This is a genomic window from Azospirillum oryzae (assembly GCF_008364795.1).
Classification (GTDB): domain Bacteria; phylum Pseudomonadota; class Alphaproteobacteria; order Azospirillales; family Azospirillaceae; genus Azospirillum; species Azospirillum oryzae.
This window is the reverse complement of record NZ_VTTM01000007.1, coordinates 18567-41174: the sequence shown is the minus strand read 5'-3', so window position 1 is coordinate 41174 and position 22608 is coordinate 18567. Positions and strand designations below refer to the sequence as shown.

Annotated in this window: 26 protein-coding genes and 1 tRNA gene; 12 read left to right on the top strand and 15 right to left on the bottom strand. The window is 65.8% G+C overall.

Annotation, left to right across the window (positions count from 1 at the left end; all coding sequences use genetic code 11):
- Positions 1–628 precede the first annotated feature (628 nt).
- The 3 genes from FZ938_RS19050 to FZ938_RS19040 all read left to right on the top strand — a co-directional run bounded on the left by FZ938_RS19050 (position 629) and on the right by FZ938_RS19040 (position 2713).
- Entirely contained in the window at positions 629–1822 is a 1194-nt protein-coding gene (locus FZ938_RS19050) for an OpgC family protein (RefSeq protein ID WP_149200045.1), read from the top strand.
- Positions 1823–1919: 97 nt separating this feature from the next.
- Complete coding sequence (panD, locus tag FZ938_RS19045; RefSeq protein WP_149200044.1) at positions 1920–2363, top strand: aspartate 1-decarboxylase; 444 nt, start codon at positions 1920–1922, stop codon at positions 2361–2363.
- Positions 2364–2416: 53 nt separating this feature from the next.
- Positions 2417–2713: a hypothetical protein gene (locus tag FZ938_RS19040; RefSeq protein WP_149200043.1), complete on the top strand. Its 297-nt coding sequence runs from the start codon at positions 2417–2419 to the stop codon at positions 2711–2713.
- 73 nt (positions 2714–2786) lie between these two features.
- Here the strand turns inward: FZ938_RS19040 and FZ938_RS19035 are convergent, their stop codons facing one another.
- Together FZ938_RS19035 and FZ938_RS19030 are read right to left on the bottom strand one after the other, a co-directional pair.
- Positions 2787–3227, bottom strand: a complete 441-nt coding sequence (locus tag FZ938_RS19035; protein ID WP_149200042.1) for a PRC-barrel domain-containing protein — start codon at positions 3225–3227, stop codon at positions 2787–2789.
- A 137-nt stretch (positions 3228–3364) separates the two neighbouring features.
- Positions 3365–3991 (bottom strand): ATP-dependent Clp protease proteolytic subunit, encoded by a 627-nt coding sequence (locus FZ938_RS19030; protein WP_149200041.1) that lies wholly within the window; start codon positions 3989–3991, stop codon positions 3365–3367.
- A 412-nt stretch (positions 3992–4403) separates the two neighbouring features.
- Here FZ938_RS19030 and FZ938_RS19025 point away from each other — a divergent pair, with 412 nt between their 5' ends.
- From FZ938_RS19025 to FZ938_RS19005, 5 genes are all read left to right on the top strand, one after another.
- Positions 4404–5249, top strand: a complete 846-nt coding sequence (locus tag FZ938_RS19025) for a glycosyltransferase family 2 protein (protein ID WP_246458040.1) — start codon at positions 4404–4406, stop codon at positions 5247–5249.
- Positions 5250–5343: 94 nt separating this feature from the next.
- On the top strand, positions 5344–5691 hold the full coding sequence (locus FZ938_RS19020; protein ID WP_149200039.1) for a hypothetical protein: 348 nt from the start codon (positions 5344–5346) through the stop codon (positions 5689–5691).
- Between the two features lie 103 nt (positions 5692–5794).
- Positions 5795–6949, top strand: a complete 1155-nt coding sequence (locus FZ938_RS19015; protein ID WP_149200038.1) for an efflux RND transporter periplasmic adaptor subunit — start codon at positions 5795–5797, stop codon at positions 6947–6949.
- Between the two features lie 4 nt (positions 6950–6953).
- Positions 6954–10067, top strand: a complete 3114-nt coding sequence (locus FZ938_RS19010; protein ID WP_149200037.1) for an efflux RND transporter permease subunit — start codon at positions 6954–6956, stop codon at positions 10065–10067.
- 16 nt (positions 10068–10083) lie between these two features.
- Positions 10084–10464 carry a response regulator gene (locus tag FZ938_RS19005; protein WP_149200036.1) on the top strand — a complete coding sequence of 127 codons (381 nt, stop codon included), beginning with the start codon at positions 10084–10086 and terminating at the stop codon, positions 10462–10464.
- Between the two features lie 121 nt (positions 10465–10585).
- Here FZ938_RS19005 and FZ938_RS30650 read toward each other — a convergent pair whose 3' ends face one another.
- The 3 genes from FZ938_RS30650 to folK form a co-directional block, all read right to left on the bottom strand.
- A complete protein-coding gene (locus FZ938_RS30650; protein WP_167393189.1) occupies positions 10586–10744 on the bottom strand; it encodes a hypothetical protein in 159 nt (52 codons plus the stop codon).
- 296 nt (positions 10745–11040) lie between these two features.
- Positions 11041–11448: a dihydroneopterin aldolase gene (locus tag FZ938_RS19000; protein WP_246458042.1), complete on the bottom strand. Its 408-nt coding sequence runs from the start codon at positions 11446–11448 to the stop codon at positions 11041–11043.
- A gap of 99 nt (positions 11449–11547) precedes the next feature.
- Positions 11548–12081, bottom strand: a complete 534-nt coding sequence (gene folK / locus FZ938_RS18995) for a 2-amino-4-hydroxy-6-hydroxymethyldihydropteridine diphosphokinase (RefSeq protein ID WP_149200035.1) — start codon at positions 12079–12081, stop codon at positions 11548–11550.
- A 202-nt stretch (positions 12082–12283) separates the two neighbouring features.
- On the opposite strand from folK, the gene FZ938_RS18990 reads away from it, so the two are divergent.
- The 3 genes from FZ938_RS18990 (at position 12284) to FZ938_RS18980 (ending at position 14116) form a co-directional block, all read left to right on the top strand.
- Positions 12284–12742, top strand: coding sequence for a hypothetical protein (locus FZ938_RS18990; protein WP_149200034.1), 459 nt, complete (start codon positions 12284–12286; stop codon positions 12740–12742).
- Positions 12743–12885: 143 nt separating this feature from the next.
- Positions 12886–13605 (top strand): SRPBCC family protein, encoded by a 720-nt coding sequence (locus FZ938_RS18985; RefSeq protein ID WP_149200033.1) that lies wholly within the window; start codon positions 12886–12888, stop codon positions 13603–13605.
- Between the two features lie 130 nt (positions 13606–13735).
- Positions 13736–14116, top strand: a complete 381-nt coding sequence (locus FZ938_RS18980; protein WP_149200032.1) for a c-type cytochrome — start codon at positions 13736–13738, stop codon at positions 14114–14116.
- A gap of 117 nt (positions 14117–14233) precedes the next feature.
- Here FZ938_RS18980 and pepN read toward each other — a convergent pair whose 3' ends face one another.
- The 6 genes from pepN to FZ938_RS18950 all read right to left on the bottom strand — a co-directional run bounded on the left by pepN (position 14234) and on the right by FZ938_RS18950 (position 19513).
- Positions 14234–16891 carry an aminopeptidase N gene (pepN, locus tag FZ938_RS18975; protein ID WP_149200031.1) on the bottom strand — a complete coding sequence of 886 codons (2658 nt, stop codon included), beginning with the start codon at positions 16889–16891 and terminating at the stop codon, positions 14234–14236.
- 138 nt (positions 16892–17029) lie between these two features.
- A complete protein-coding gene (locus FZ938_RS18970; protein ID WP_149200030.1) occupies positions 17030–17647 on the bottom strand; it encodes a hypothetical protein in 618 nt (205 codons plus the stop codon).
- 25 nt (positions 17648–17672) lie between these two features.
- Positions 17673–18113, bottom strand: a complete 441-nt coding sequence (locus FZ938_RS18965; RefSeq protein ID WP_149200029.1) for a hypothetical protein — start codon at positions 18111–18113, stop codon at positions 17673–17675.
- Positions 18114–18264: 151 nt separating this feature from the next.
- A complete protein-coding gene (locus FZ938_RS18960; protein ID WP_149200028.1) occupies positions 18265–18531 on the bottom strand; it encodes a hypothetical protein in 267 nt (88 codons plus the stop codon).
- Between the two features lie 8 nt (positions 18532–18539).
- Positions 18540–18899, bottom strand: coding sequence for a hypothetical protein (locus FZ938_RS18955; RefSeq protein ID WP_149200027.1), 360 nt, complete (start codon positions 18897–18899; stop codon positions 18540–18542).
- The gene (locus FZ938_RS18950) at positions 18896–19513 is read right to left on the bottom strand and encodes a hypothetical protein (RefSeq protein ID WP_149200026.1); all 618 of its coding nucleotides are present in this window, start codon (positions 19511–19513) and stop codon (positions 18896–18898) included. Before FZ938_RS18950 ends, FZ938_RS18955 begins: the two co-directional genes overlap by 4 nt.
- Positions 19514–19756: 243 nt before the next feature.
- Between FZ938_RS18950 and FZ938_RS18945 the strand changes: the two genes are divergently transcribed.
- Entirely contained in the window at positions 19757–20326 is a 570-nt protein-coding gene (locus tag FZ938_RS18945) for a hypothetical protein (RefSeq protein ID WP_149200025.1), read from the top strand.
- Positions 20327–20392: 66 nt separating this feature from the next.
- Here FZ938_RS18945 and FZ938_RS18940 read toward each other — a convergent pair.
- From FZ938_RS18940 to erpA, 4 genes are all read right to left on the bottom strand, one after another.
- Positions 20393–20482, bottom strand: a tRNA-Ser gene (locus FZ938_RS18940).
- A gap of 85 nt (positions 20483–20567) precedes the next feature.
- Positions 20568–21140: a hypothetical protein gene (locus tag FZ938_RS18935; protein ID WP_149200024.1), complete on the bottom strand. Its 573-nt coding sequence runs from the start codon at positions 21138–21140 to the stop codon at positions 20568–20570.
- Positions 21141–21259: 119 nt separating this feature from the next.
- Positions 21260–22033: an exodeoxyribonuclease III gene (gene xth, locus FZ938_RS18930; RefSeq protein ID WP_149200023.1), complete on the bottom strand. Its 774-nt coding sequence runs from the start codon at positions 22031–22033 to the stop codon at positions 21260–21262.
- 62 nt (positions 22034–22095) lie between these two features.
- A complete protein-coding gene (gene erpA, locus FZ938_RS18925; RefSeq protein WP_149200022.1) occupies positions 22096–22452 on the bottom strand; it encodes an iron-sulfur cluster insertion protein ErpA in 357 nt (118 codons plus the stop codon).
- Between the last annotated feature and the right edge of the window lie 156 nt (positions 22453–22608).

Here is a 22608-nt window from a genome sequence, read left to right as displayed (position 1 = left end):
CTGCATGCTGTCCAATAACCGGCATGGCGGGTTGTTCCCTGGCACGGCGAAGTTTCCGGCGGCAAATGACCCGATGGACAGGGAGCAGATCGGTCGGCGGGGTGTTGAACCGCGCAAGGCCCATCGGAAATGCAGCCGGGGACCGCAATACCCGTCGCCCCGCCCCGCCGCCCCCGGAATTGACCGCCGCACCGGTGGAAAGCCGCGCCGTTGCCCCTCTGTCGGAGTTCATCGGCCGGATCGAGGCCATCCGCTCCTCCGTGAGGGCGATCTGCTCCATGTGACCGGGCATGACCGAACGGCTGCGCGGTCGCCCGCGTGCCGTCCAGGCGGAGAGCAAGCATGCCTGAAGCGTGGCCGGACTAACCTTGCGCCCGCCCGATAACGGGGTGGTTGCCACAGCCCCCATGAGAAGGGCTTAACGCTTTTTCCCTCAGGCGCCGCGTTGGAAGGATTCCCCCATCGCGTTGGACACCCGGCCGGCGAAAATGTCCATGGTGGGCTACATCCGCCGTGGCGGTGCCGAACCTTCGGTGGTCCGGCGCCACCGCGATTCGTCTGCTGACCCCCCCTCAGGGCGGCATCCGCCCCGCCGGGGAGCCCGCCACAGCAGGAGAGGCACGGCTGCATGCAGCAACGTCAGGCACGCGACGCACGTCTCGATCTATTCAAGGGCGTGGCCCTTCTGATCATCTTCATCAACCATGTCGGCGGGAACCCGCTGGCAAAGCTGATGCCCGCCCGTTTCGGCCCATCCGATTCCGCCGAGATCTTCGTCTTCATCTCCGGCTATGCCATCGCGCTGGCCTATGGTCCGGTGCTGGCGGAACGCGGGTTCGCCGCCTGCCAGCGCAAGGCGCTCGGCCGCTGCCGACAGCTGTGGACGGCCAACATCATGACCTTGCTGGTCAGCGCGCTGGTCGTGGCGCTCGCCGTCCATGTCGGCGACCTGCCGATGGAGGCGTCGAACCGGCTGGAGAGCTTCGGGCCGCTGTTCGACACCCCGGTGACCGCGATGGCGTGGCATCTGGTGCTGATGTATCTGCCCTTCGCCTTCGACATCCTGGCGCTTTACATCCTGTTGGTGGCGCTGGCGCCGCTGTTCCTGTGGACCTATGCCCGCTTCGGCTATGCGGCGGTGGCGTTGTCGCTGGTGCTCTATCTGGTCGCGCAGGCAATGCCCGGACTGATTCCCCCCAACCTGTGGGACGAGGACTGGAACTTCAGCCCGCTGGCCTGGCAATGCGTGTTCTTTCTCGGCACCAGCCTGGCGCTGGTGGTGCGCAGCGGCCGGGTCCGGCTTCCGCGGTCCGGCTGGCTGTTGGCCGGGTCGCTGACGCTGCTGGTCGGCATGGCGCTGTGGAAGTTCGCGGCATCGGACATCGGTCATGCGCTGACGCCGACGGCTCTGCAAGGCTGGCTGCCGGAGCAGAGCATTCCCTGGGCCGACAAGGACACGCTGGGGCCGATGCGGCTTCTGCATTTCCTGGCGCTGGCCTGTGCGGTGGCGCTGCTGGTGCCGCGCGATGCGGGGTGGCTGCGCTCCGCCCCCGCCGGGCTGCTGATCGCCTGCGGCCGGCATTCGCTGCCGGTCTTCTGCGTCGGCGTCGTGCTGTCCATCGCCGGCACCGCCGTGCTGCTGGCCGAGCGGAGCTCCGTAACGGTGCTGGCGGTCAATCTGGCGGGGATTGCCGTGCTGCTGGCGATGGCGATGGTTCTGGAGCGGCGGCGGACCCGCCGGCAGAGGGCGAAACAGGCGCCATCGCTCGTCTCTTCTCCCACCCCGTCGCAGCCAGGGGCCGCCTTGCCGGAGACTCCCTGAGACATCCCGCGGTGCAGCGAGACTCTGCTTGCCCTTTCCATCATTGCCGCTACAAACGAGCGCGACGGGCGGAACCGTTTTCCAGGGGGGCTGGGCGATGATCAAGGTGGTACGGGCGAAGCTGCATGGCATCCGCGTGACGGACGCCAATCTGAACTATCAGGGCTCCATCACCCTGGACCCGGAGCACTGCGAGGCGGTGGGCATCGTCCCGCTGGAGTTCGTCGAAATCTGGAACAAGAATTCCGGCACCCGCATCAGCACCTATGTGATCTATGGCGAGCGCGGGTCGCGCGCCTGCGTGCTGAACGGTTCGGCGGCGCGCAGCTGCCAGCCCGGCGACGAGGTGATCATCGCCGCATCCTGGTACTGCCAGCCGACCGAGATCGCGGCGCTGAAGCCGCGCGTCCTGACCTTCAACGCCGACAACAGCATCGCCAGGACCCTGCACTACGATGTGACGGCCCTGGAGGAAGGGCGCTACGGTTTCGCCATCCGTGATGGCCTCGTCCCGTCGGAAGCGCTGGAACCGGCCGAATGACGGCTACGGCCGCGCTTCTTGAAACCTGCGCCGGGTAGGCGCATATTTTTGGAATGCAATTCAACCCGGCCATACCGTCCTACCAGACGCTGAAGCCAACGCCGCAGCTGACGCCCGCGGCGCAGATCGCCATGTCCCCGGCGGTCCAGGCGGCGCAGCAGGTGGCGCCGCCGGTGCGTACCCAGACGGTGGCCGCGCCCCCGGCCATCGGAAAGTCCGACCAGTCCCGCGATACCCGCACGGCCACCCAGAACAATCAGGCGGTCGACACCACTGCCGGCGCGCTCGCCGCCCGGGTGAATGCCCAGGGCTATCGCCAGCGCGGCTCGCTGCTGGACGTATCGGTCTAGGGAAACACCGCTCCGCCCAAGGAAAAGGCGGCGGAGGGCTTTCCCTCCGCCGCCCTTCTTTCCACGCGCGGTTTTAGTGGGACAGCTCGCTCAGCGGACCCTTGCCCTTCACGGTCTCGTAGCGGCCCTTCTGCCACTTCTCCAGGCCCTGAAGCTGCTGCTCGGTCATGTTGAGGGTGACCTTGTCGCCCTTCATATGCAGCTTGTTCAGCGGCAGCACGACGTCCTTGTCGCTGACGTCGACGGTATGGTCGACGTCGATCACGGCATAGAGCTTGTTGTCATAGCGGACGACATCCTCGATCTCCGCCATGTTCTCGCCCTTGGCGCCGTAGATGTCCTTACCCTTCAACTGGTCGACATGCATCTTCATCAGCGCCGGGTCGACGCTGTCGTCCACTGCTGCGACCGTGGGGTTGCTGGATTTGGTCACGCTGTTGTCCGAAGACGCGGCCAGGGCCGGCGTGGCGGTGAGAAGCGCGGCAGTGCAGCCCAGGACAAGATAGCGTTTCATCGGTCGGCTCCATCTTATTGAGATGTTGTGGCGGATCAACACTCCTGCCGGCCGATGGGTTTCCGATTGCCCAAAAGAAATTGGGCCTTCCTCTCATTTGGAGGAAGGCCCAATTTCTTTGGACTATCGTGGAACCGTTACTTCAGCTCGTCCATCGTGTTGATGACCTGGCTGACGATACCGTAGTCCTTCGCCTCTTCGGCGAACATCCAATAATTGCGATCGGTGTCCTTGGCGACCTTTTCGTACGGCTGCCCGGTCTCACGCGCGATGATCCTGTTCAGACGCTCGCGCATGCGGATGATTTCCTTCGCCTCGATGGCGATGTCCGTCGCCCGGCCGCCCGTTCCGCCCAGCGGCTGGTGGATCAGGAAGCGGGTGTTGGGCAGGCAGAAACGGTCTTCCTTCTTCGCCGCCAGATAGATGTGGCAGCCGGCGCTGGCGACCCAGCCCGTGCCCAGCATCTTCACCCGCGGCTTGATGAAGCGGATCATGTCGTGGATGGTGTCGCCCGCCTCGACATGGCCGCCCGGCGAGTTGACCACGACGGTGATGTCGTCGTCGTTCTCATGCGCGAGCGCCAGCAGCTGGGCCGACACGACCTGCGCCAGCTTCATGTCGATCTGGCCGAAGATCAGGACCGTACGCGCCTTGTACAGGCTCTGCTGCACGGCGGCGAACTGCGGCTGGGCGCTTTCCTTCGACTTCTCGTCCGGTTCCTTTTCAGGTTCGTCGTCGAACCGGGTGTATCCGACCTGCGCCATTGATGTTCTTCTCCCTGGTATCGGAAGCGGGGTATCGGGACCGGGATGCGCCGCCGGAGAAATCCCCCGGCTGCCGTCCCGCTGCCGCATGCGCCTTGCCTGCTTCACCACATAGCCCGTCCGGCCTTCATGTTCAACGTCCGGCAGGCCAAAATCGAAGGGTGGGGCCGCGGCCGAATGGAACGGCGTGAAACAGTTTTCCGGAGATGTTCCACTGTTCCATTCACCGAACACGCGGGCGTCCTTCCGGTTGGCGCGGCACGATGTCCTTTCCTACCATGGGGCGCCCCGGCGGGTAAGGGGTGGTTCCAAAACCGGGCATGAGCGGCGGGCGGCATGATTGCGCGGCATTGACGCCATTCGCCGCCCGCAGCCAAACTCCGCCGCGCGAATGGATGGGGAATGCGGCGGAATGCGCGGGAACGAAATGGGCGTGTCGGTCATCATCGCCGCCCACCATGCCCACGGCACCATAGTCCGGGCGGTGCAAAGCCTGCTGGACCAGGATTGGACGACGTGGGAGGCGGTGATCGTCAGCGACGACGGCACCGATTACCGCCCGACGCTGCGGGCCGCCGGGATCGACGATTCGCGGCTGGTCTTCGCAAGCACCGGTCGGGTCGGCGCCGGGGCGCCCGCCGCGCGCAATGCCGGGCTGGATGCTGCGCGGCTGGCGCTGGTGGCGCCGCTGGACGCCGACGACCGTTTCCGTCCCGGCCGGCTGTCCGCGCTGGCTCCGATCGCGCTGGCGCGGGGCGCGGCTTTCGACAATGTCGCGGTGGTGCGTGACGAGGACGATTCGCCGCTGCTGCGCCTGTTCGAGGATGGACAGGCCCCGGCCCTGTTGGATGGCGAGCGGTTCCTGGCGACCTCCGTGCCGATGTTCCCGCTGGTGCGGCGCGATCTGGTGCCGGGCTGGGACGAGGATGTGAATTTCTGCGACGACGTGGTCTTCAACGTCCGGGTGCTCGACGCCACCGGCCCGGTGCCGCTGGTGGCGACGCCCTTCTACGAATATCGCCAGCGCGCCGGCTCCATCACCTTCTCCGCCGACAGCGGCGAGCGGGCGGAGCGCTGCTACCGCCATCTGCTGGACCGGCTGGCCGACGATGGATTGGGTATCCGGAACGAGGGGTTGCGCCATCGCTTCACGCAGGCGATCGCCGCCAAGCGTGCCCGCAACGCCGCCTATGAGGACGCCTTCAAGGCCGGCCGCTGCGCCAATTTCCAGGAGTTTCTGGCGCTGGGGGACGGGTAATCCCGGGAAGACCAAGCTCCCGCTGGTTTTGCTTTACCATTTTGTGTCAGTTTTAGTGCGTCGCACATAGCCGGACCGGACACGGGTAAATTCCATGAACGCCCCGACCTGTTGCCTCGCCCGCATCCCCGCCAATGGGAAGTTCTGGTTGAAGAACGCGCGGGTCCATGACGGATTTCGTGACATCCGGATCGAGAATGGCCGGGTCCGTGCCCTTGTGGCGGCCGGCGAGTCGCCCTGCTGCGCGCCGGGACTCGATCTGGAGGGTGGAGAAGTCCGCCGGATGGACGGCGACGGTCCGGTGGCGGCCGGCGATTCCGCCGATCTCTGGGTGACGCTCTGCGGCGGCCGGACGGTGCCGATGCGGGCCGGCCGGCTGGAGAGCGGTGGGCCTCAGGACGTGGCCGCCACAAACGGACCTGCGGACGGTTCTGATCGCTGAACCTTCTCGACTCCGGATGTGAACTGAACGATATAGTTCAGTTTGCCCCGCGCCCCTTTCGGTTGCGCTGCGGTAGAACGAAACCCGTCCGGATCCCGGTTCCATGCGCCACACGCTTCGCATCGCTGCACTCCTCGTCCTGGCGGCTATCGCCGGCGGGGCCTACTGGTATTTCGTGAAGCAGGGGGGGACCGTCGCCGGGCTGACCACGATGGTGACTGGTGCCGTGTCCGGCGGTGCGCCCGCTCCCGGGGGCGCCTCGGGGGGCGCCTCGGGGGGAGCGAAGCCGCCGGGCGGCGCGCCGCCGATGCCAGTGGAGGCCGTTCCGGTCCGCGTGGGGATGGTGGAGCGGACGGTGACCGCCGTCGGGTCGCTGCTGTCCAACGAATCGGTGGTGATCCGGCCGGAGATCGCCGGACGCATCAGCGAGATCGCCTTCAAGGAGGGGCAGCGCGTCGCAAAGGGCACCGTGCTGGTCCGGCTGGACGACGCCATCGCCCGCGCCACCCTGGCCCAGGCGCAGGCGAGTATCGCCTTTTCCCGTGCCGAGCTGTCGCGCGCCGACCAGCTGATGCGCCAGAACACCGGTCCCATGCGCAACCGCGAACAGGCGGCCGCCAAGCTGCTGGCCGACGAGGCGGCGGTGCAACTGGCCAGGGCGCAACTCGACAAGCAGGTCATCACCGCGCCCTTCGACGGCGTGCTGGGGCTGCGCAAGGTGTCGGTCGGCGATTTCGTCCAGGCCGGCAAGGACATCGTCAACCTGGAGGACATCGACACGCTGAAGCTGGACTTCCGCGTGCCGGAGATGTTCCTGCCGGCGGTGAAGGTGGGACAGACGGTGAAGGTGGCGGTGGATGCCTTCGGCGGGCGCAGCTTCGACGGCACCGTCTATGCCATCGACCCGCTGGTGGACGTGAACGGCCGCGCGCTGGCGATCCGCGCCCGCGTGCCGAACCCGGACGGCTCGCTGCGCCCCGGCCTGTTCGCCCGCGTGTCGCTGACGCTGACCACGGTGCCCGACGCGGTGCTGGTGCCGGAACAGGCCATCGTCGCCTTCGGCAAGGACCAGTATGTCTTCAAGGTGGTGGAGGGCAAGGTGGCGCAGACCCGCGTCACGCTGGGCGAACGCCGCAATGCGGAGGTGGAGATTTCCAAGGGTCTCGCCCCCGCCGACATGGTGGTCACCGCCGGCCAGCTGAAAATCCGCGACGGCGCGCCGGTGACGGTGGTTCCGAACAAGCCGGCCGGGAGCTGAATCCATGGTCCTGTCCGACATTTCCGTCCGCCGTCCCGTCCTGGCGACGGTGATGAGCCTCGCCCTGATGCTGATCGGCATCGTGTCGTATCAGCGCCTGTCGGTGCGCGAATATCCCAAGATCGACGAGCCGGTCGTCACGGTGGAGACGACCTACAAGGGCGCCTCGGCCCAGATCATCGAAAGCCAGGTCACCCAGACGCTGGAGGACAGCCTTGCCGGCATCGAGGGCATTGACGTCATGTCCTCGATCAGCCGGGCGGAGAAGTCGCAGATCACCCTGCGCTTCCGGCTGGACCGCAACGTCGATGTCGCCGCCAGCGACGTGCGCGACCGGGTGGGCCGCGTCCGCGCCGCGCTGCCGTCGGAGATCGACGAGCCGGTCATCGCCAAGGTGGAGGCCGACGCCCAGCCGATCATCTATCTGGCCTTTTCCTCCGACCGGCATTCGCCGCTGGAGGTGACGGACTTCGCCGACCGCTACGTCAAGGACCGGCTGCAGAACCTGCCCGGCGTGGCGCAGGTCCGCATCTTCGGCGAGCGTCGCTTCGCCATGCGGCTGTGGCTCGACCCGCAGCGGATGGCCGCCTACCGGGTGACGCCGCAGGACGTCGAGAATGCGCTGCGCAAGCAGAACGTCGAGATCCCGGCGGGCCGCGTCGAAAGCGTGGCGCGCGAGTTCACCGTGGTGTCGGAAACCGACCTGCGCACCCCGGCGGAATTCGAGAACATCATCCTGCGCGACGATTCGGGCTATCTGGTCCGGCTGCGCGACATCGGCCGGGCGGAACTTGGTGCGCTGGACGAGCGCGTCAGCGCCCGCTTCAACGGCCGCGGCGCCGTCGCCATCGGCGTGGTGAAGCAATCCACCGCCAACCCGCTGGACGTGTCGAAGGCGGTCAACGAGGCGCTGCCGAAGATCCGCGCGGCGGTGCCCGAGGGCATGGGGGTGGATGTCGGTTACGACAGCTCCGTCTTCATCGCCAAGTCGATCGACGCGGTGTTCCACACGATCTTCGAAGCGATCATCCTGGTCGTGCTGGTCATCTTCTTCTTCCTGCGCTCGCTGCGGGCGACGCTGGTGCCGCTGGTGACCATCCCGGTATCGCTGATCGGCGGCTTCGCCCTGATGTACGCCTTCGGCTTCTCCATCAACACGCTGACCCTGCTGTCGATGGTGCTGGCCATCGGCCTCGTCGTCGACGACGCCATCGTCATGCTGGAGAACATCTTCCGTTACGTGGAAGAGGGGATGAACCCGTTCCAGGCGGCGCTGAAGGGATCGCGCGAGATCGGCTTCGCGGTCATCGCCATGACCATCACGCTGGCCGCGGTCTATGCCCCCATCGGCTTCATGACCGGCCGCACCGGGCGGCTGTTCACCGAATTCGCGCTGACGCTGGCCGGAGCCGTCATCGTGTCGGGCTTCGTGGCGCTGACGCTGTCGCCGATGATGTGCTCCAAGCTGTTGAAGCACGAGACCAAGCACGGCCTGCTGTACCGCGCCATTGAGCGCCTTCTGGAGGGGATGACCAACGGCTATCGCCGGCTGCTGCGCCTGTCGCTGCGGGTGCGGCCGCTGGTGCTGCTGATCGGGCTGGGCGTCGCGGCGGCCAGCTATGTGCTGTTCACCGGGCTGAAGTCGGAACTGGCGCCGGTGGAGGACCGCGGCACCATCGTCGGCATCGCCATCGCACCGGAAGGCTCGACGCTCGACTACACCATGGGCTACGCCCAGCGCATGGAGGCGCTGTTCCGCCAGATCCCGGTGCTGGAGAAGTTCTTCGTCGTCGTCGGTTTCCCCGTGGTGAACCAGGGCATCGCCTTCGTCCGCCTGATCGACTGGGACGAGCGCGACGTGAAGCAGCAGGCGATCACCGCCCAGCTGTTCCCCAAGATGTTCGGCATTCCCGGCATTTTGGGCTTCGTCACCAACCCGCCCTCGCTGGGCCAGAGCCCGATCGACAAGCCGGTCAACTTCGTCATCCAGACCTCGCTGCCGTTCGAGGAACTGCAGACGATGGTCAACGCCATGATGGCGGAGGCGCGCAACTTCCCCGGCCTGACCAACCTCGATACCGACCTGAAGCTGAACAAGCCGGAATTGCGGGTGTCGCTGGACCGCGACAAGTCGGCCGATCTGGGAGTGGATGTCGACACCGTCGGCCGCACCCTGGAAACGCTGCTGGGTGGACGGCAGGTCACGCGTTTCAAGAAGGACGGCAAGCAGTATGACGTGATCGTCCAGGTCGCCAATGTCGACCGCCGCAACCCGGACGACATCGCCGGCATCTATGTCCGTGGCGGCACCAGCGCGACGGGCGGTGCGGGCCAGATGATCTCGCTCGCCAATCTGGTGAAGGTCGAGGAGCGGGTGGCCCCGAAGGAGTTGAACCACTTCAACAAGCTGCGCTCCGCCACCATCACCGCGACGCTGGCGCCGGGGACCTCGCTGGGCGAGGCGCTGGCGGTGATGCAGGCGGCGGCGAACAAGGTGCTGCCGGCCACCGCGCAGACCGACTATGCCGGGCAGAGCCGCGAATTCCGCGAATCGGCGACCGGGCTCTATTTCGTCTTCATCCTGGCGCTGGCCTTCATCTATCTGGTGCTCGCGGCGCAGTTCGAAAGCTTCATCGATCCCTTCGTCATCATGCTGACGGTGCCGCTGTCGATGACCGGCGCGCTGGCCGCCCTGCAGTTCAGCGGTGGGACGATGAACGTCTACAGCCAGATCGGCCTCGTCACCCTGGTCGGCCTCATCACCAAGCACGGCATCCTGATCGTGGAGTTCGCCAACCAGCTCCAGCGTGCCGGGACCGACATCCGCAAGGCGGTGGAGGAGGCGGCCGTGCTGCGCCTGCGCCCGATCCTGATGACCACCGGCGCCATGGTGCTGGGTGCCGTGCCGCTGGCCTATGCCAAGGGGGCCGGTGCGGAAAGCCGGCAGGCCATCGGTGCCGTCATCGTCGGCGGCATGACGCTGGGCACGCTGCTGACCCTGTTCGTCGTGCCGACGGTCTACAGCTATCTCGCCCGCAAGAAGCCGATGCAGGATGAGGCTGCGGAGCAAGGCGCGGATGGAGGCTCGGCCCACGGCGTGCCCCATCCGGCGGAGTGAGGAGGGGACCGGCGCCATGGCCAGCGTGCTGATCATCGATGACGACGACGTCGCCCGCGCGGTGCTGCTGCGGACGCTGACGATGGCCGGCCATGAGGCGGTCGGCGCCCGCGACGGGGTGGAGGGGATGTTGCGGTTCCGCGACCGCCCGGCCGGCGATCCCGTCGATCTGGTCATCACCGACATCTTCATGCCGAACCAGGAAGGGCTGGCGACGATCATGGAGCTGCGGCGCGGCGCGCCGTCGCTGAAGATCATCGCGATTTCCGGCGGCGGCGCCCGCGCCTCGCTGGATGTGCTGCCGGTGGCGGAGGCGCTGGGCGCGCACCGCACCCTGCGCAAGCCCTTCACCCCGGCGGAGGTGATGGAAGTCGTGCGCGAGGTTCTGGAGGGGTGACCCTCTTTCCCCGAATTGCGAAGCGCCGCCCTCCGGTGGAAGGCGGCGCTTCGTTTTGTGGTGTTCCAGCCGATTGGCCTGACCGGGCCTTATTCAATGCCAGGGTCAGGATGCCCGCAGGTCAGGCGGCGAGCCGTTCTTCCTGTACTCGGCGGCTCCGGCGAAGGCGTTCGAAAAGCTGCTGGACGCTGTCGGGGCTGATCCCATCGCGCGCCATCACGGCGATCACGATCGGATCTTCGAGCAGTTCGGAAAGGGTCGGCGTCGTGCTGCGGTCCATGCGTCCCTCCCTTAGAGTCCGGCTTCCGGGGGCCGTTGCCGTCCCGGAAGGGGGATCGGCGGACGGTCGAAGCCGGCAATGGCGATTGGCCTAATCCCTGCTGCGCTCTCGTCTCGGCTTTCGGTATCCGGATCGCCGCCGGGGATATACCCCGTCCGGTCCGGATTGTGGGTCTAAAATACAATATGGCGACCATAACTCAGACCAGGTGGTATTGTCACCCGTCCTTTTGTCAACAGGCGCTATATCTTTGTTCAATGCAGTAATGATCAGCCGCGCGGCGGCGACGGACGTGGTCAGGCGAGGCCGGGCCGGCCGCGCGTCAGGCTGGCGCCGGCCGAGGAAGCGTCCGAGTCGGCCGCGGGAATGGTGACGTCGACCTGGACGCGGCGCACTTTGGCATGGGACAGGCAGAGATCGGCGGCACGGTCTGCCAAGTATTCGGCGCCCGATACGTTGGATTCGGCACAAAGACGACGCAAGTCTTCGACGATGTCCTCGTAAGACATCACCGCGGCGATGTCGTCGGGAAAGCCGGGACCGGGATGGGTGACGGTCAGCGTCAGGTCGAAGCGGACGTCCGGCCGGTCGGTGCGGCCGGCGAGCGCCACCGCGGCGGCGAACCCGCGCACCAGAATGGTGTAGGTGAGCGGCGCGCCGCCCGGCTGGACCAGCATGGTCCGTTTCACGCTATCGTCCGACAACACACTCTCCCGGCCGGCGGACGGGCGCCGGCGTTGCGTTCAGGCCGGCACTATAAGCGGTGCGGCGGCCGCATGCCACCGCACTCGGGAGCCCCCCCGTCAAAGCCTGTCGGCGATGCGGACGACGGTCTGGCGGCCGGGAACCTCGTCGCGCAGGGCGTCGATCCGCCGGTTCAGCACCGGGTGGACGATGTCGGCCGCGATGTCGGCCAGCGGGCAGAGGACGAAGGCGCGCTCCGCCATGCGGGGGTGGGGGATTTCCAGATCAGGCTCCGCCACAACGCGGTCGGCGTAGAGCAGGATGTCGACGTCGATGGGGCGCGGGCCGAAGCGCAGGCCGCCGAGATCGCGTCCCAGCGTCGCCTCGATCTCCTTCAGGAAGCGCAGCAGACCCAATGGGCCGAGGCGGGTGGTGCCGCGCACCGCCATGTTCAGGAAGGCCGGCTGGTCGGTCACGTACATCGGCGCCGTCTCGTACAGGGCGGACTGCGCGTCGATCTCCACCGCCTCGCCCAGCCGCCGGATCGCCTCAGCAAGATTGGCGGCGCGGTCGCCCATGTTGCCGCCGAGCGCGAGATACACCGTCACGGCGGAGGTCGATGAGGGCGAAAGGGGTGGCGTAAGCTCGGCCATGGCGTCGGCGGTTCCGATATGCTGGTATGGGCAGTGGACGGAACTCCTAGCAAATCCGGGCCCGTCCGTCACTTCCGGGCCGCAATGCTCTTGGTCACACTGGCCCTTCGGGGAACGGACGGGCGGCGGCGGGGTTTCAGCACTGTATCAACCGGTTGAGAAGAACCCGGCGATGACACGATATTCTGGTGGAGGACGAGACATGGGTAAGGCAAGGACCGCGGGCGCTGCGATGATCCTTCTCGGCGGCACGGCCGTCCTCCTTGCCGGCTGTGCCACCGGCCCCGATCCGGAGATTGCGCGCCGCGCCCAGACCGCCATGGTCGGCATGCCCAAGGCCGACCTGCTGGCCTGCGCCGGCGTGCCGGACCGTCAGGCGACGGCGGCAGGGCGCGAATACTACACCTATGTCGCCCGTCCGGCGGTGGCCTACAGCCCCGGAAGCAGCATCGGCATCGGTGCCGGCAGCTTCGGCGGCAGCGGCGGGGTGGGGCTCGGGCTCGGCTTCGGGGTGCCGGTCGGCGGCAGCACCTCGACCGGTTGCGAGGCGACGGTGGTGATCGGCACGCGCGGCACGGTGGAGCAGGTCAGCTACCCGGCCGGCGCCTCGCTGTCCGCCTGCACGCCGATCGTCAGCAACTGCATGACGCCGCGCGGGTGAGGGCCCGCAGTAAGACTTTGAGATGAGGCGGCCGGGGCTGTCGCAGCGCCCGGTAATGCCATATTCTCGACCGTAACCCCGGCCGCAGCCGGGGCACCGACGCCCGAAAAGGGCCGCATCTTGGGTTGGAGGAACCACGAACCATGGATATGAGCGGAAGCCACCGGATCGAGGCCAGCCGCGACGCGGTTTGGGCGGCGCTGAACGATCCGGAGATCCTGCGGCAGTGCATCCCCGGCTGCGAGGAGGTCGTCCGGCAGTCCGACACCGAGATGACGGCCAAGGTCGTCGCCAAGGTCGGCCCGGTCAGCGCCAAGTTCGCCGGCAAGGTCACCCTGTCCGACCTGGACCCGCCCAACGGCTACACCATCACCGGCGAAGGGTCTGGCGGTGCCGCCGGCTTCGGCAAGGGCGGCGCTACCGTGACGCTGGCCGACGATGGCGGCGCCACGCTGCTGACCTACACCGCCAAGGCCCAGGTCGGCGGCAAGCTGGCGCAGATCGGCTCCCGGCTGGTCGACGCCACCGCCCGCAAGATGGCGGAGGAGTTCTTCGCCCGCTTCACCCGGATCGTCGGCCCGGCGCCTGACGAGGCGGCACCTGTGGAGGCGGCCCCGGTGGCGGAACCGGTGGCGGCCGCGGCGGCCGGTGCCGCCCCCGCGCCCCAGCCGGCCGTCCGGCCCGCGGTCTATTCCGAGCCCGCGACGAAACCCGCCACCCGCGTGGCGGAATCGCCGCCGGAGATCCCGCTGCCGCTGCCGGTCGGACGCGGCAAGGGGGGCGGAGCCGGCAATTTCTACGTGCCGTGGGCGGCAATTCTTGTGGTTGTGGTTCTGTTCGCAGCGCTTGCCTGGATGAATTAGCGCGGCAAATTGTTCATTGGTCGTACGGCGGCATCAAAGGGGGTTCGAGCCCCCTGCGGAATGTGTATGCTGCCGCGCGATTCCGGCCGGCGCCGTCGGCCGGTGGATCCATCGGAAGGGAAGCCGAAGAATGAAGAAGCTGTTGATGGGCGTTGCCGCCATCGCCGCGGTCGTGATGGGTGCCGGTGCCGCCCAGGCGGCCGATGCCGCGGCCGGCAAGGAAGTCTTCAAGGTTTGCATGGCCTGCCACACCGCAGAGCAGGGCAAGAACAAGGTCGGCCCGTCGCTGTTCGGCGTCGTCGGCCGTCCGGCCGGCTCGGTCGAAGGCTTCAAGTACTCGGCCCCGATGAAGGAAAAGGGTGCCGGCGGCCTGGTCTGGACCGCTGAGAACCTGGACGCCTACATCAAGGCGCCGAAGGAAATCGTCCCGGGCGGCACGATGGCCTTCGCCGGCCTGAAGGACGACGCCAAGCGCGCCGACCTGATCGCCTTCCTGTCCGAGCAGAAGTAAGACCGCATCCCCCCGCCCGGCGGTAGGGGGACAGCGGCCAAGATCACGGACGGCGAAAGGGCCGGTGGCGATGCCGCCGGCCCTTTGTTTATGTGCCCGGTCCTTTGGTCCCGAGTCTCAGCCGGCGGCCTCCAGGCTCTTGCTCGCGACCTCGTAGACGTCCGGGGACAGGCCCGGCGTCGCGACGACCCGCTGCAACTCCGCCTTCATCAGCCCCTGACGGGCCGCGTCATAGCGCCGCAGGCGGGAGAAAGGCCCCATCAGACGGGCCGCAACCTGCGGGTTCATCGGGTCCAGACGCAGGACCTGATCGGCCAGGAAGCGATAGCCGGCGCCATTCGCGTCATGAAAGCGGACCGGGTTGCCGTTGGCGAAGCCGCCGATCAGCGCATAGACCTTGTTCGGGTTCCGGATCTCGAAAGCCGGATGGCCGAGCAGGGCGGTGACGCGATCCAGCGTGTCGGCGCGGTGCGACATCGCCTGCACGCTGAACCACTTGTCGACCACCAGCGCCTCGCCCTTCCAGCGCTCGTAGAAGTCGGCCAGCGCCTTCTCTCCTTCCGGCGAGGCGGCGTTGGACAGGAACTGCAGCGCCGCGATCTCGTCGGTCATGCCCTGGGCGCCGCGGTACTGCGTCAGGCACAGCTCCAGCGCCTCCGCGTCCTCCAGCGCCATCAGATAGGCAAGGCACAGGTTCTTCAGCGCCCGCTTGCCGATGGCCTCGGCATCGACGGAGAAGGGTTCCTGGCTGCTGTTGCGGCGGTAGAGGTCGAGGAACTGGGCACGCCGGCGCCCGGCCAGCGTCTTGCGGGCGAATTCCCGCACCGCGTGGATGGCGTCGGGATCGACCACCGCCATCTGGGTGCCGAGATAGGCCTCCGTCGGCAGCACCAGCGCCTGGGCGGCGAAGGCGGGGTCGCGCTGCGCGTCGTCCAGGATCCTGGCGAAGGCGTCGGCATAGCCCTCCGGCAGCACAAGATCACGCCCGGCCTGCTGGTCGGCGACGAGGTTCAGCAGGATGCGGGTGCCGAGAATCTGCCCGGCCTCCCACCGGTTGAAGGCGTCGCTGTCATGCGCCATCAGGAAGGTGAGGTCGGCGTCGGTCAGATCGGTCTTCAGCTTCACCGGGGCCGAGAAGCCGCGCAGCAGCGACGGCACCGGCCGGGCCGGGATGTCGCGGAAGGTGAAGCTCTGGCTTTCCGCCGTGACGTGCAGGATCCGGCTGGTGCCGGCGGCGCTCTCCTCGCCCTCCAGATGCAGCGGCAGATCCTGGCCGTCGGGGCCGAGCAGACCGACCGCCAGCGGGATGTGCATCGGCTGCTTGGTCGGCTGGCCCGGCGTCGGCGGCACCGTCTGTTTCACCATCAGGGTGAAGGTTTTGGCGGCCGGATCGTAGCTGCCGGCGATGTCCAGTTCCGGCGTGCCGGCCTGCCGGTACCACAGCTGGAACTGGGTCAGGTCGACGCCGCTGGCATCGGCCATGGCGGCGACGAAATCATCACAGGTCACCGCCTGCCCGTCATGGCGCTGGAAGTAAAGGTCGGTGCCCTTGCGGTAGTTTTCCGGCCCCAGCAGGGTGTGGATCATGCGGATGACTTCCGCACCCTTGTTGTAGACGGTGGGGGTGTAGAAGTTGTTGATCTCGACATAGCTGTCCGGGCGCACCGGATGGGCCATGGCGCCGGCATCCTCCTGGAACTGCACGGTGCGCAGCCCCTGGACGTCGGCGATGCGCTTCACCGCGCGGGAATGCATGTCGGACGAGAATTCCTGGTCGCGGAAGACGGTCAGCCCTTCCTTCAGCGACAGCTGGAACCAGTCGCGGCAGGTGACGCGGTTGCCGGTCCAGTTGTGGAAATACTCGTGCGCGACCACCGCCTCGATGTTGAGGAAATCGGTGTCGGTCGCGGTCTCCGGCTTGGCCAGGATGTATTTGGTGTTGAAGACGTTGAGCGACTTGTTTTCCATCGCTCCCATGTTGAAGTCGCCGACCGCGACGATGTTGAAGATGTCGAGGTCGTATTCCAGACCATAGACCTCCTCATCCCAGCGCATCGACTTGATGAGCGAGCGCATGGCGTGGTCGATCTTGTCCTCGTTCCCCGGCTCGACATAGATGCGGAGCGTGACGTCGCGGCCGGACGCGGTGCGGAAATGGTCCTCGCCATGGACGAGCTTGCCGGCGACAAGCGCGAACAGGTAACAGGGCTTGGGGAAGGGGTCCTCCCAGCGCGCCCAATGGCGCCCGCCCTCCAGATCGCCCGAATCGGCCAAGTTGCCGTTGGACAGCAGCACCGGATAGCGCGCCTTGTCCGCGGTGATGGTGTTGCTGTAGCGCGCCATCACGTCCGGCCGGTCGGCGAAATAGGTGATCTTGCGGAAGCCCTCCGCCTCGCATTGCGTGCAGAAGTTGCCGGAGGACTTGTAGAGCCCTTCCAGCGCCGTGTTCTCCTGCGGCTTGATGCGGACGACGGTTTCCAGGGTGAAGCTGTCCGGCACCTGCAGCACGATCAGGTGATCGGGGGTGACGGTAAAGTCGTCCGGCCCCAGCGTCCGGCCGTCCAGCGCCACCGACACCAGATCCAGCCTCTGCCCGTCGAGCGACAGCGGTTCCGTCGCGGCATCGGGGCGGGCCGGGTTGCGGCGGATCGCCAGAACCGCGCGGACGGTGGTGACATCCTCGCCCAGGTCGACGAACAGGTCGACCGTGTCGATCAGATGCGCCGGCGGGCGATAGTCCTGAAGCCGGATGGCCTTCGGCGTGCCTTTGTCCATGTGCCTTGTCTCTGGTCTGTGTCTGTCTTGCGGATCAAGCCGTTCGGGACAGGTCCGAGGGACAAGGACTGTAGCAAGGCGGGACCGGGCTGTCTTGAGTGGGAATGGGGGAGGGGCGCGGCGCGCCCCCGGAATGCCTTACCTCGTGACCTGCGCGACCTTCAGCAGGGTGAAGGCGCCCATCTGGTCGATGTATTGCTGATAGAAGAAGCGCCATTTCTTGCCGTTGCGCACACCGACCAGCGTGACCTTGACCCCGTCGGTGCCCGGCACGTTCATGTATTGCGACTTGTGCAGGGTGGTGGCGTGCATGCGCATGCCCTGGCGCAGCCCGGCTTCGTCGATCCGTCCCTGGGCGGTCTGGAGATTGCCGTGGGAGGCGGAGTAGGTGCCGCCGCCATGATCGCTGAAACCGAAGGAACAGCCATCCATCGTCGGCGTGAACATCACGTCGGCGTCATCCTCCAGCACGACGAGATGCTTGAAGTCTTGGTCGTAGGGCAGCCAGTAGGCGTTCCAGCTGCCCGGCCGGTTGCCCTGGTCGTAGCGCACCGACCAGACATCGACGTTCTTGGTCGAGAATTGCGAGATGATGCCGGTGCCCTTGCGGGTGCAGGTCATGCCGTCGTCGCTGAGGCTGAAGCTCTTGACGCCGCCGACGCGGTAGTTGGGCTGGTAGGACTGATACTGGATCCAGATCAGGTTGTTCTTGAGGAAGCTTTCCGGGTTCGCGACCAGATCGGCGATGTTCGGCATATGCGCGACTTTCCTGCGGAATGGATCAGAGGACGCCGAAGACGGGGCGCTTGTATCCGGTCTCCGTCTCGTTGCCGGACAGGAACCAGTAGGCCTTCATCAGCGCAAACTGCTGGTTGTCGTCGCGCAGCAGCACATAGGCGCAATAGACGGTGCCATCGTCCGGCCGCAGGAAGGCGGCGATCCACGGATTCTGCCGGGTGCCGATGTGGGCGGCATGGCCCAGCTTGCGCGTGATGTCGTTGCGGTAGCCGACCAATGTCGCCGCATGTCCCTGGCGGAAGGGCAGCGCCGAAAGTTCCTGATAATTCTGCAGGATGCGCGGGTTGCCGTCACCTTCCTCAGCATACCACTGCGCCACCTCCATGTACTCGTTGGCCCGCGCGTTCGCACGGTCGTACCGCGCCTGCTTCTGCCGGTCGGTATGACCGGCGGCGGTCTTTTTCAGAAAGCTGATGAGTCCCATGGTCCGCGCCCCTTCCGTAACCCGGATTGGACGCTAGCAGAGCAATCGGAGAGGCGCAAAAGGGTGGGGGTCATATGAAGGTATGCGGCTTGGGGGCAAGGAGATGGAATCCGAACGCTCTCCCCCGTTTCCCCGATCTTCAGTCCGGCTATTAGGACGCCGGCGTAACGACCGTGTCGCCCCGGACCACCGCGCCACAGTCTCTGCGCCACCCCCGCATGTTGTAAGGCGTACATTGCGGCGGAAGTGGTGACTTGGGGACATAGCGAAGCAGATCTTCCGGCGCCATGTCCTCTATCCGGATGGCCGCTGCTCTAATCAGTTCGCAGTCGCCATCGAATAGCACAGTTGTTTCAAGCTTCTTCTCCTTTTCAGAAAATGAGTGATCTTGTTCAATAATTTTCTTGGCATTGCCCATCAACGCCGTCAGCACCGGCGGGGGGTGATGCGGGTGGTGCCCGGACCATAGCCAAAGCCAATCGACTGGGCGACCCTCCAATCCGTGTTCATGATGAAGTCGTCAGGATCGAACAACCGGATAAACAACTCGTTCCCCAATCGGACATAGGGAAAGCCGTTTCGCGCCAACGCTTCCGCCATATTATCGACAAACACCTCACGTATCGGGCCATCGAAGTAATAACGGATGATCCGCCCCCCGCAGGAGGGGCGATAGCGCTCGATCGGCGCATAGACAAGGACAAGGAGAAGGGCGACCGGAAATCCGACGACCACCAGCCACCGTCGACCGCCCCACCGTTTCACCGAAGGCTTCAGTCCGTTCACCGCGAAGCCGGCGTAATGACTGCGTCGCCGCGGACCACCGCGCCACAGTCTCTGCGCCATCCCCGCATGTTGTAAGGCGTACATTGCGGCGGGAGTGGTGACTTGGGGACATAGCGAAGCAGATCTTCCGGCACCATGTCCTCGATTCGGATGGCTGCGGCCCTAATCAGTTCGCAGTCATCTCTGAAAAGAACATTCGTCTCCCTTTTCTTTTTTGTCTCGGAAAGTGACGGGTCACCTTCCACTGCCTGTCGTGCCTTATCCATGATATCTATAAGGATGGGTGGGGGAGAAAACCTGCTATTGCCTTGACCGTAACCCAGACCAATCGCCTCGGCAATTTTCCAGTCATTGTTGATGATAAAGTCATCAACATCATAAAATCTGATGAAGACGCTATTCCCAACACGGATATGGGGAAAGCTATCCTCCGCCATTGCCTCCGTCATTTTGTCGACGAACACCTGCCGCATCGGTCCATCAAAGTAATGGCGGACTTTCCAGCCTCCACAAGAGGGCCGATAGCGCTCGATCGGTGCATAGATCAGCGTTAGAACAAGGGCGACCGGAAATCCGACGATCGCCAGCCACCGCCGGCCGCCCCACCGCGTCATTCGAGAATTCCCCCATAAGGCTTTGAGTAGCGTTATCGTCCCGTCGGGTTCGTGCCGCGCTTGCAGCGGAAAGATTGCATATCCCGCAGGCGCCGGTCCATTAGATTGAGCTGTTTCATACTTTACAGCGCCTTTCGATAGACAACCACATATTGCTGTCTCATTATCAAGCGGTTGCACTGAACGATAGGCGTTCAAACTCCGGTAAGGGACGGAGTCGTTGCGCATTGACTGGGGGCATTTGTGAAAAATACGGCTTTTGTGGTGTTGTTGGGGGCATTGGCTGTCACCGGCTGTGCGTCTATCACGGCGGGCACGACGCAATCCGTGGCGGTGAATACGCCGTCCAAGGACGGGGCCGAATGCAAACTGTCGAACGAGAAGGGCAGTTGGACAATCCCAAAGACTCCGGGGGCGACAACCGTTACAAAGGCTTATGGTGATTTGACCGTGGCCTGCGAACATGTTGACGGATCGAAGGGTTCCACCTCCGTCACGTCGAGCACTGCGGGGGCGGCGTTCGGCAACATCATTGCTGGAGGCATCATCGGCGCAGCCGTCGATATGGGCTCCGGTGCTGCTTATGTGTATCCGTCCAACGTGTCAGTGGTTTTGGCCCCTCCTGCCGGAAACATCCCAACTGGCGGCGCTTCGCAAGGCGGTCCGTTGGTCATGAGCCCGGCGGTGGCGCCTCGTCTGAGCAAGGAGGATGCAGAGGCCAAATTGAAGGATCTGGCTTCGCTTAAAAAACAGAAGCTGATTACGGAAGCGGAGTATCGCGACCGGTCGCGTGAGATTATTGGTCAAATGTGAGAGCGTGGAGCGCATCCCTTTTTGGGGTGCGCTTCCAACTGCAGTTGAATTGCGGCATCGCAAGATTGGCGGAAGAGGTGGGATTCGAACCCACGGTAGGCTCACACCTACGACGGTTTTCAAGACCGTTGCCTTAAACCACTCGGCCACTCTTCCTTCGGCCCACGGGAGTAGCGAATGCGTGGCGGTGGGTCAAGTGTCGCGCGCAGGCTGCTGCGATTTGCCCGTCAGTTGCGGCCCATCAATTCCGGATCGGGCGCCCCAGGGTGCGCAGGCGGCGGGTTGGTTTGGGTGGGCTGGGGCTGTCGGAGAAGTCGGGAAGGCTGGGGGCGCGGGCGATGGTCTTGCGGATCAATTCCGCCGTGGCGTCCAGATCGTCCAGAATCTCCGGCGCCACGCGGTCGGCATAGCGGGGGCTCAGCAGGCGGGTGCGGGTCTGGTCGATGCTGCGCAGTTCCGGCTCGAACAACTCGCGGGCGCCGATGGGCAGGACCTGATCCTCGCGCATGCCGGAGAAGTAATTGCGCATCGCCCGCACCAGCATGCGGGTCAGCAGCAGATCCATCCGCTCGAACTCGGCGCGCAGGTCGGTCAGGCGCGACTCGTCGACGCCTTGCAGATGCTCCTCGGTCAGGGCGAAGAGGGCGCGGATCTCCTCCACCTTGCGGCGGAAGTCGAGGAAGGAGGCGAAGCGGTCGTCGCCCATGTCGCGCTGGGCGCGCTTGGCAAGCTGGGAGGCCTCGGTCGCCTGACGTTCCAATGCCGCCAGCAGAGACTTCACCCGTTCCCGGCCGTTGTCGCGCCCCCACGCCATGCCTGCCCGTCGCTCCCCCGATGACCGCGCCCACCCGGTTGTCGTCCGGGGCGCGCTGTCATCCTAGAAGCGAAAGTTTTAACAAAATGCTTTTTGTCACGCGGATTCCACCGCCGCGATCAGGCGTCGCGCAGTTCCAGGATGACCGGGGTGTGGTCGGAGGCCTTTTCCAGGCCGCGCGGGCCGCGGTCGATGGTGCAGCCGGCCAGACGGTCGGCGGCCTGCGGCGACAGCAGGAAATGATCGATGCGCAGGCCGTTGTCGCGCGGCCAGCTGCCGGCCTGATAATCCCAGAAGGTATAGGCGCGGTCGTCGTCATGCAGGGCGCGGTACGCCTCGGTCAGGCCGAGATTCAGCAGGGCGCGGAACTTGGCCCGCGATTCCGGGCGGAACAGCGCGTCGCCGGCGAAGGCCTGCGGCGAGTAGACGTCGCGCGCCTCGGGGATGATGTTGTAATCGCCGCCCAGAACCACCGGGATTTCCTGCGCCAGCAGGGTCCGGGCATGGTCGTATAGCCGGTCCATCCAGCGCAGCTTGTAGGCGAATTTCTCGCCCGGCACCGGGTTGCCGTTGGGCAGGTAGAGCGAGGCGATGCGAACGCCGGACACGGTGGCCTCGACATAGCGGGCCTGCTCGTCCTCCGGCTCGCCAGGCAGGCGGGTCAGCACGTCCTCCGCCGGGGTCTTGGACAGCAAGGCGACGCCGTTGTAGGCCTTCTGCCCGACGGCATTGACGTGGTAGCCGAGATCCTCGAACGCCGAGCGCGGGAAGGCGGCGGTCTCGCATTTGATTTCCTGGAAGAGCACGACGTCCGGGGACGCCGCGCGCAGCCAGTCGGTGATCAGCGGAAGGCGGGCCTTCGCCGAGTTGACGTTCCAGGTGGCGATCTTCACGAAAAAGGCCTGCCTTCTTTTCTTGGTCTTGTGAAGTCGGACCGCGGCCTTAGACCGCGGCCCTAAACCGCGAACGAGTTGCCGCAGCCGCAGGACGCGGTGGCGTTCGGGTTCTTGATCTGGAAGGCGGCGCCCATCAGGTCCTCGACATAATCCAGTGTCGCGCCGGCCAGCAGGTCGAGCGAGGCGTCGTCGGTGACCACCCTGGTCCCGTCCTTCTCGAAGACATGGTCTTCGTCGGACGCGGTCTCGTCGAAGGTGAAGCCGTACTGGAAGCCGGAGCAGCCGCCGCCGGAGACGGTCAGGCGCAGCATCAGGTTGGGATTGCCCTCCTGCGCGATCAGGAAGGCGACGCGCTTGGCGGCGCTTTCACTGACGCCGAGGACGCGGGTTTCTGTGGGCAGTGCGGTGTCGGGCATGGGATGGCCCCTCTGGTGCGGTGCGGGAGTTGCCACAAATGTAAGGGGGATCGGAGGCTTCGTCAAAGTATGGGCTCCATTGCGCCAAACCGTTGCGCTTCTGGCACGCTTGTCCGCCGCCAGCGCCGGGGGGCGGGGCATAGCACGCCTTCGCCG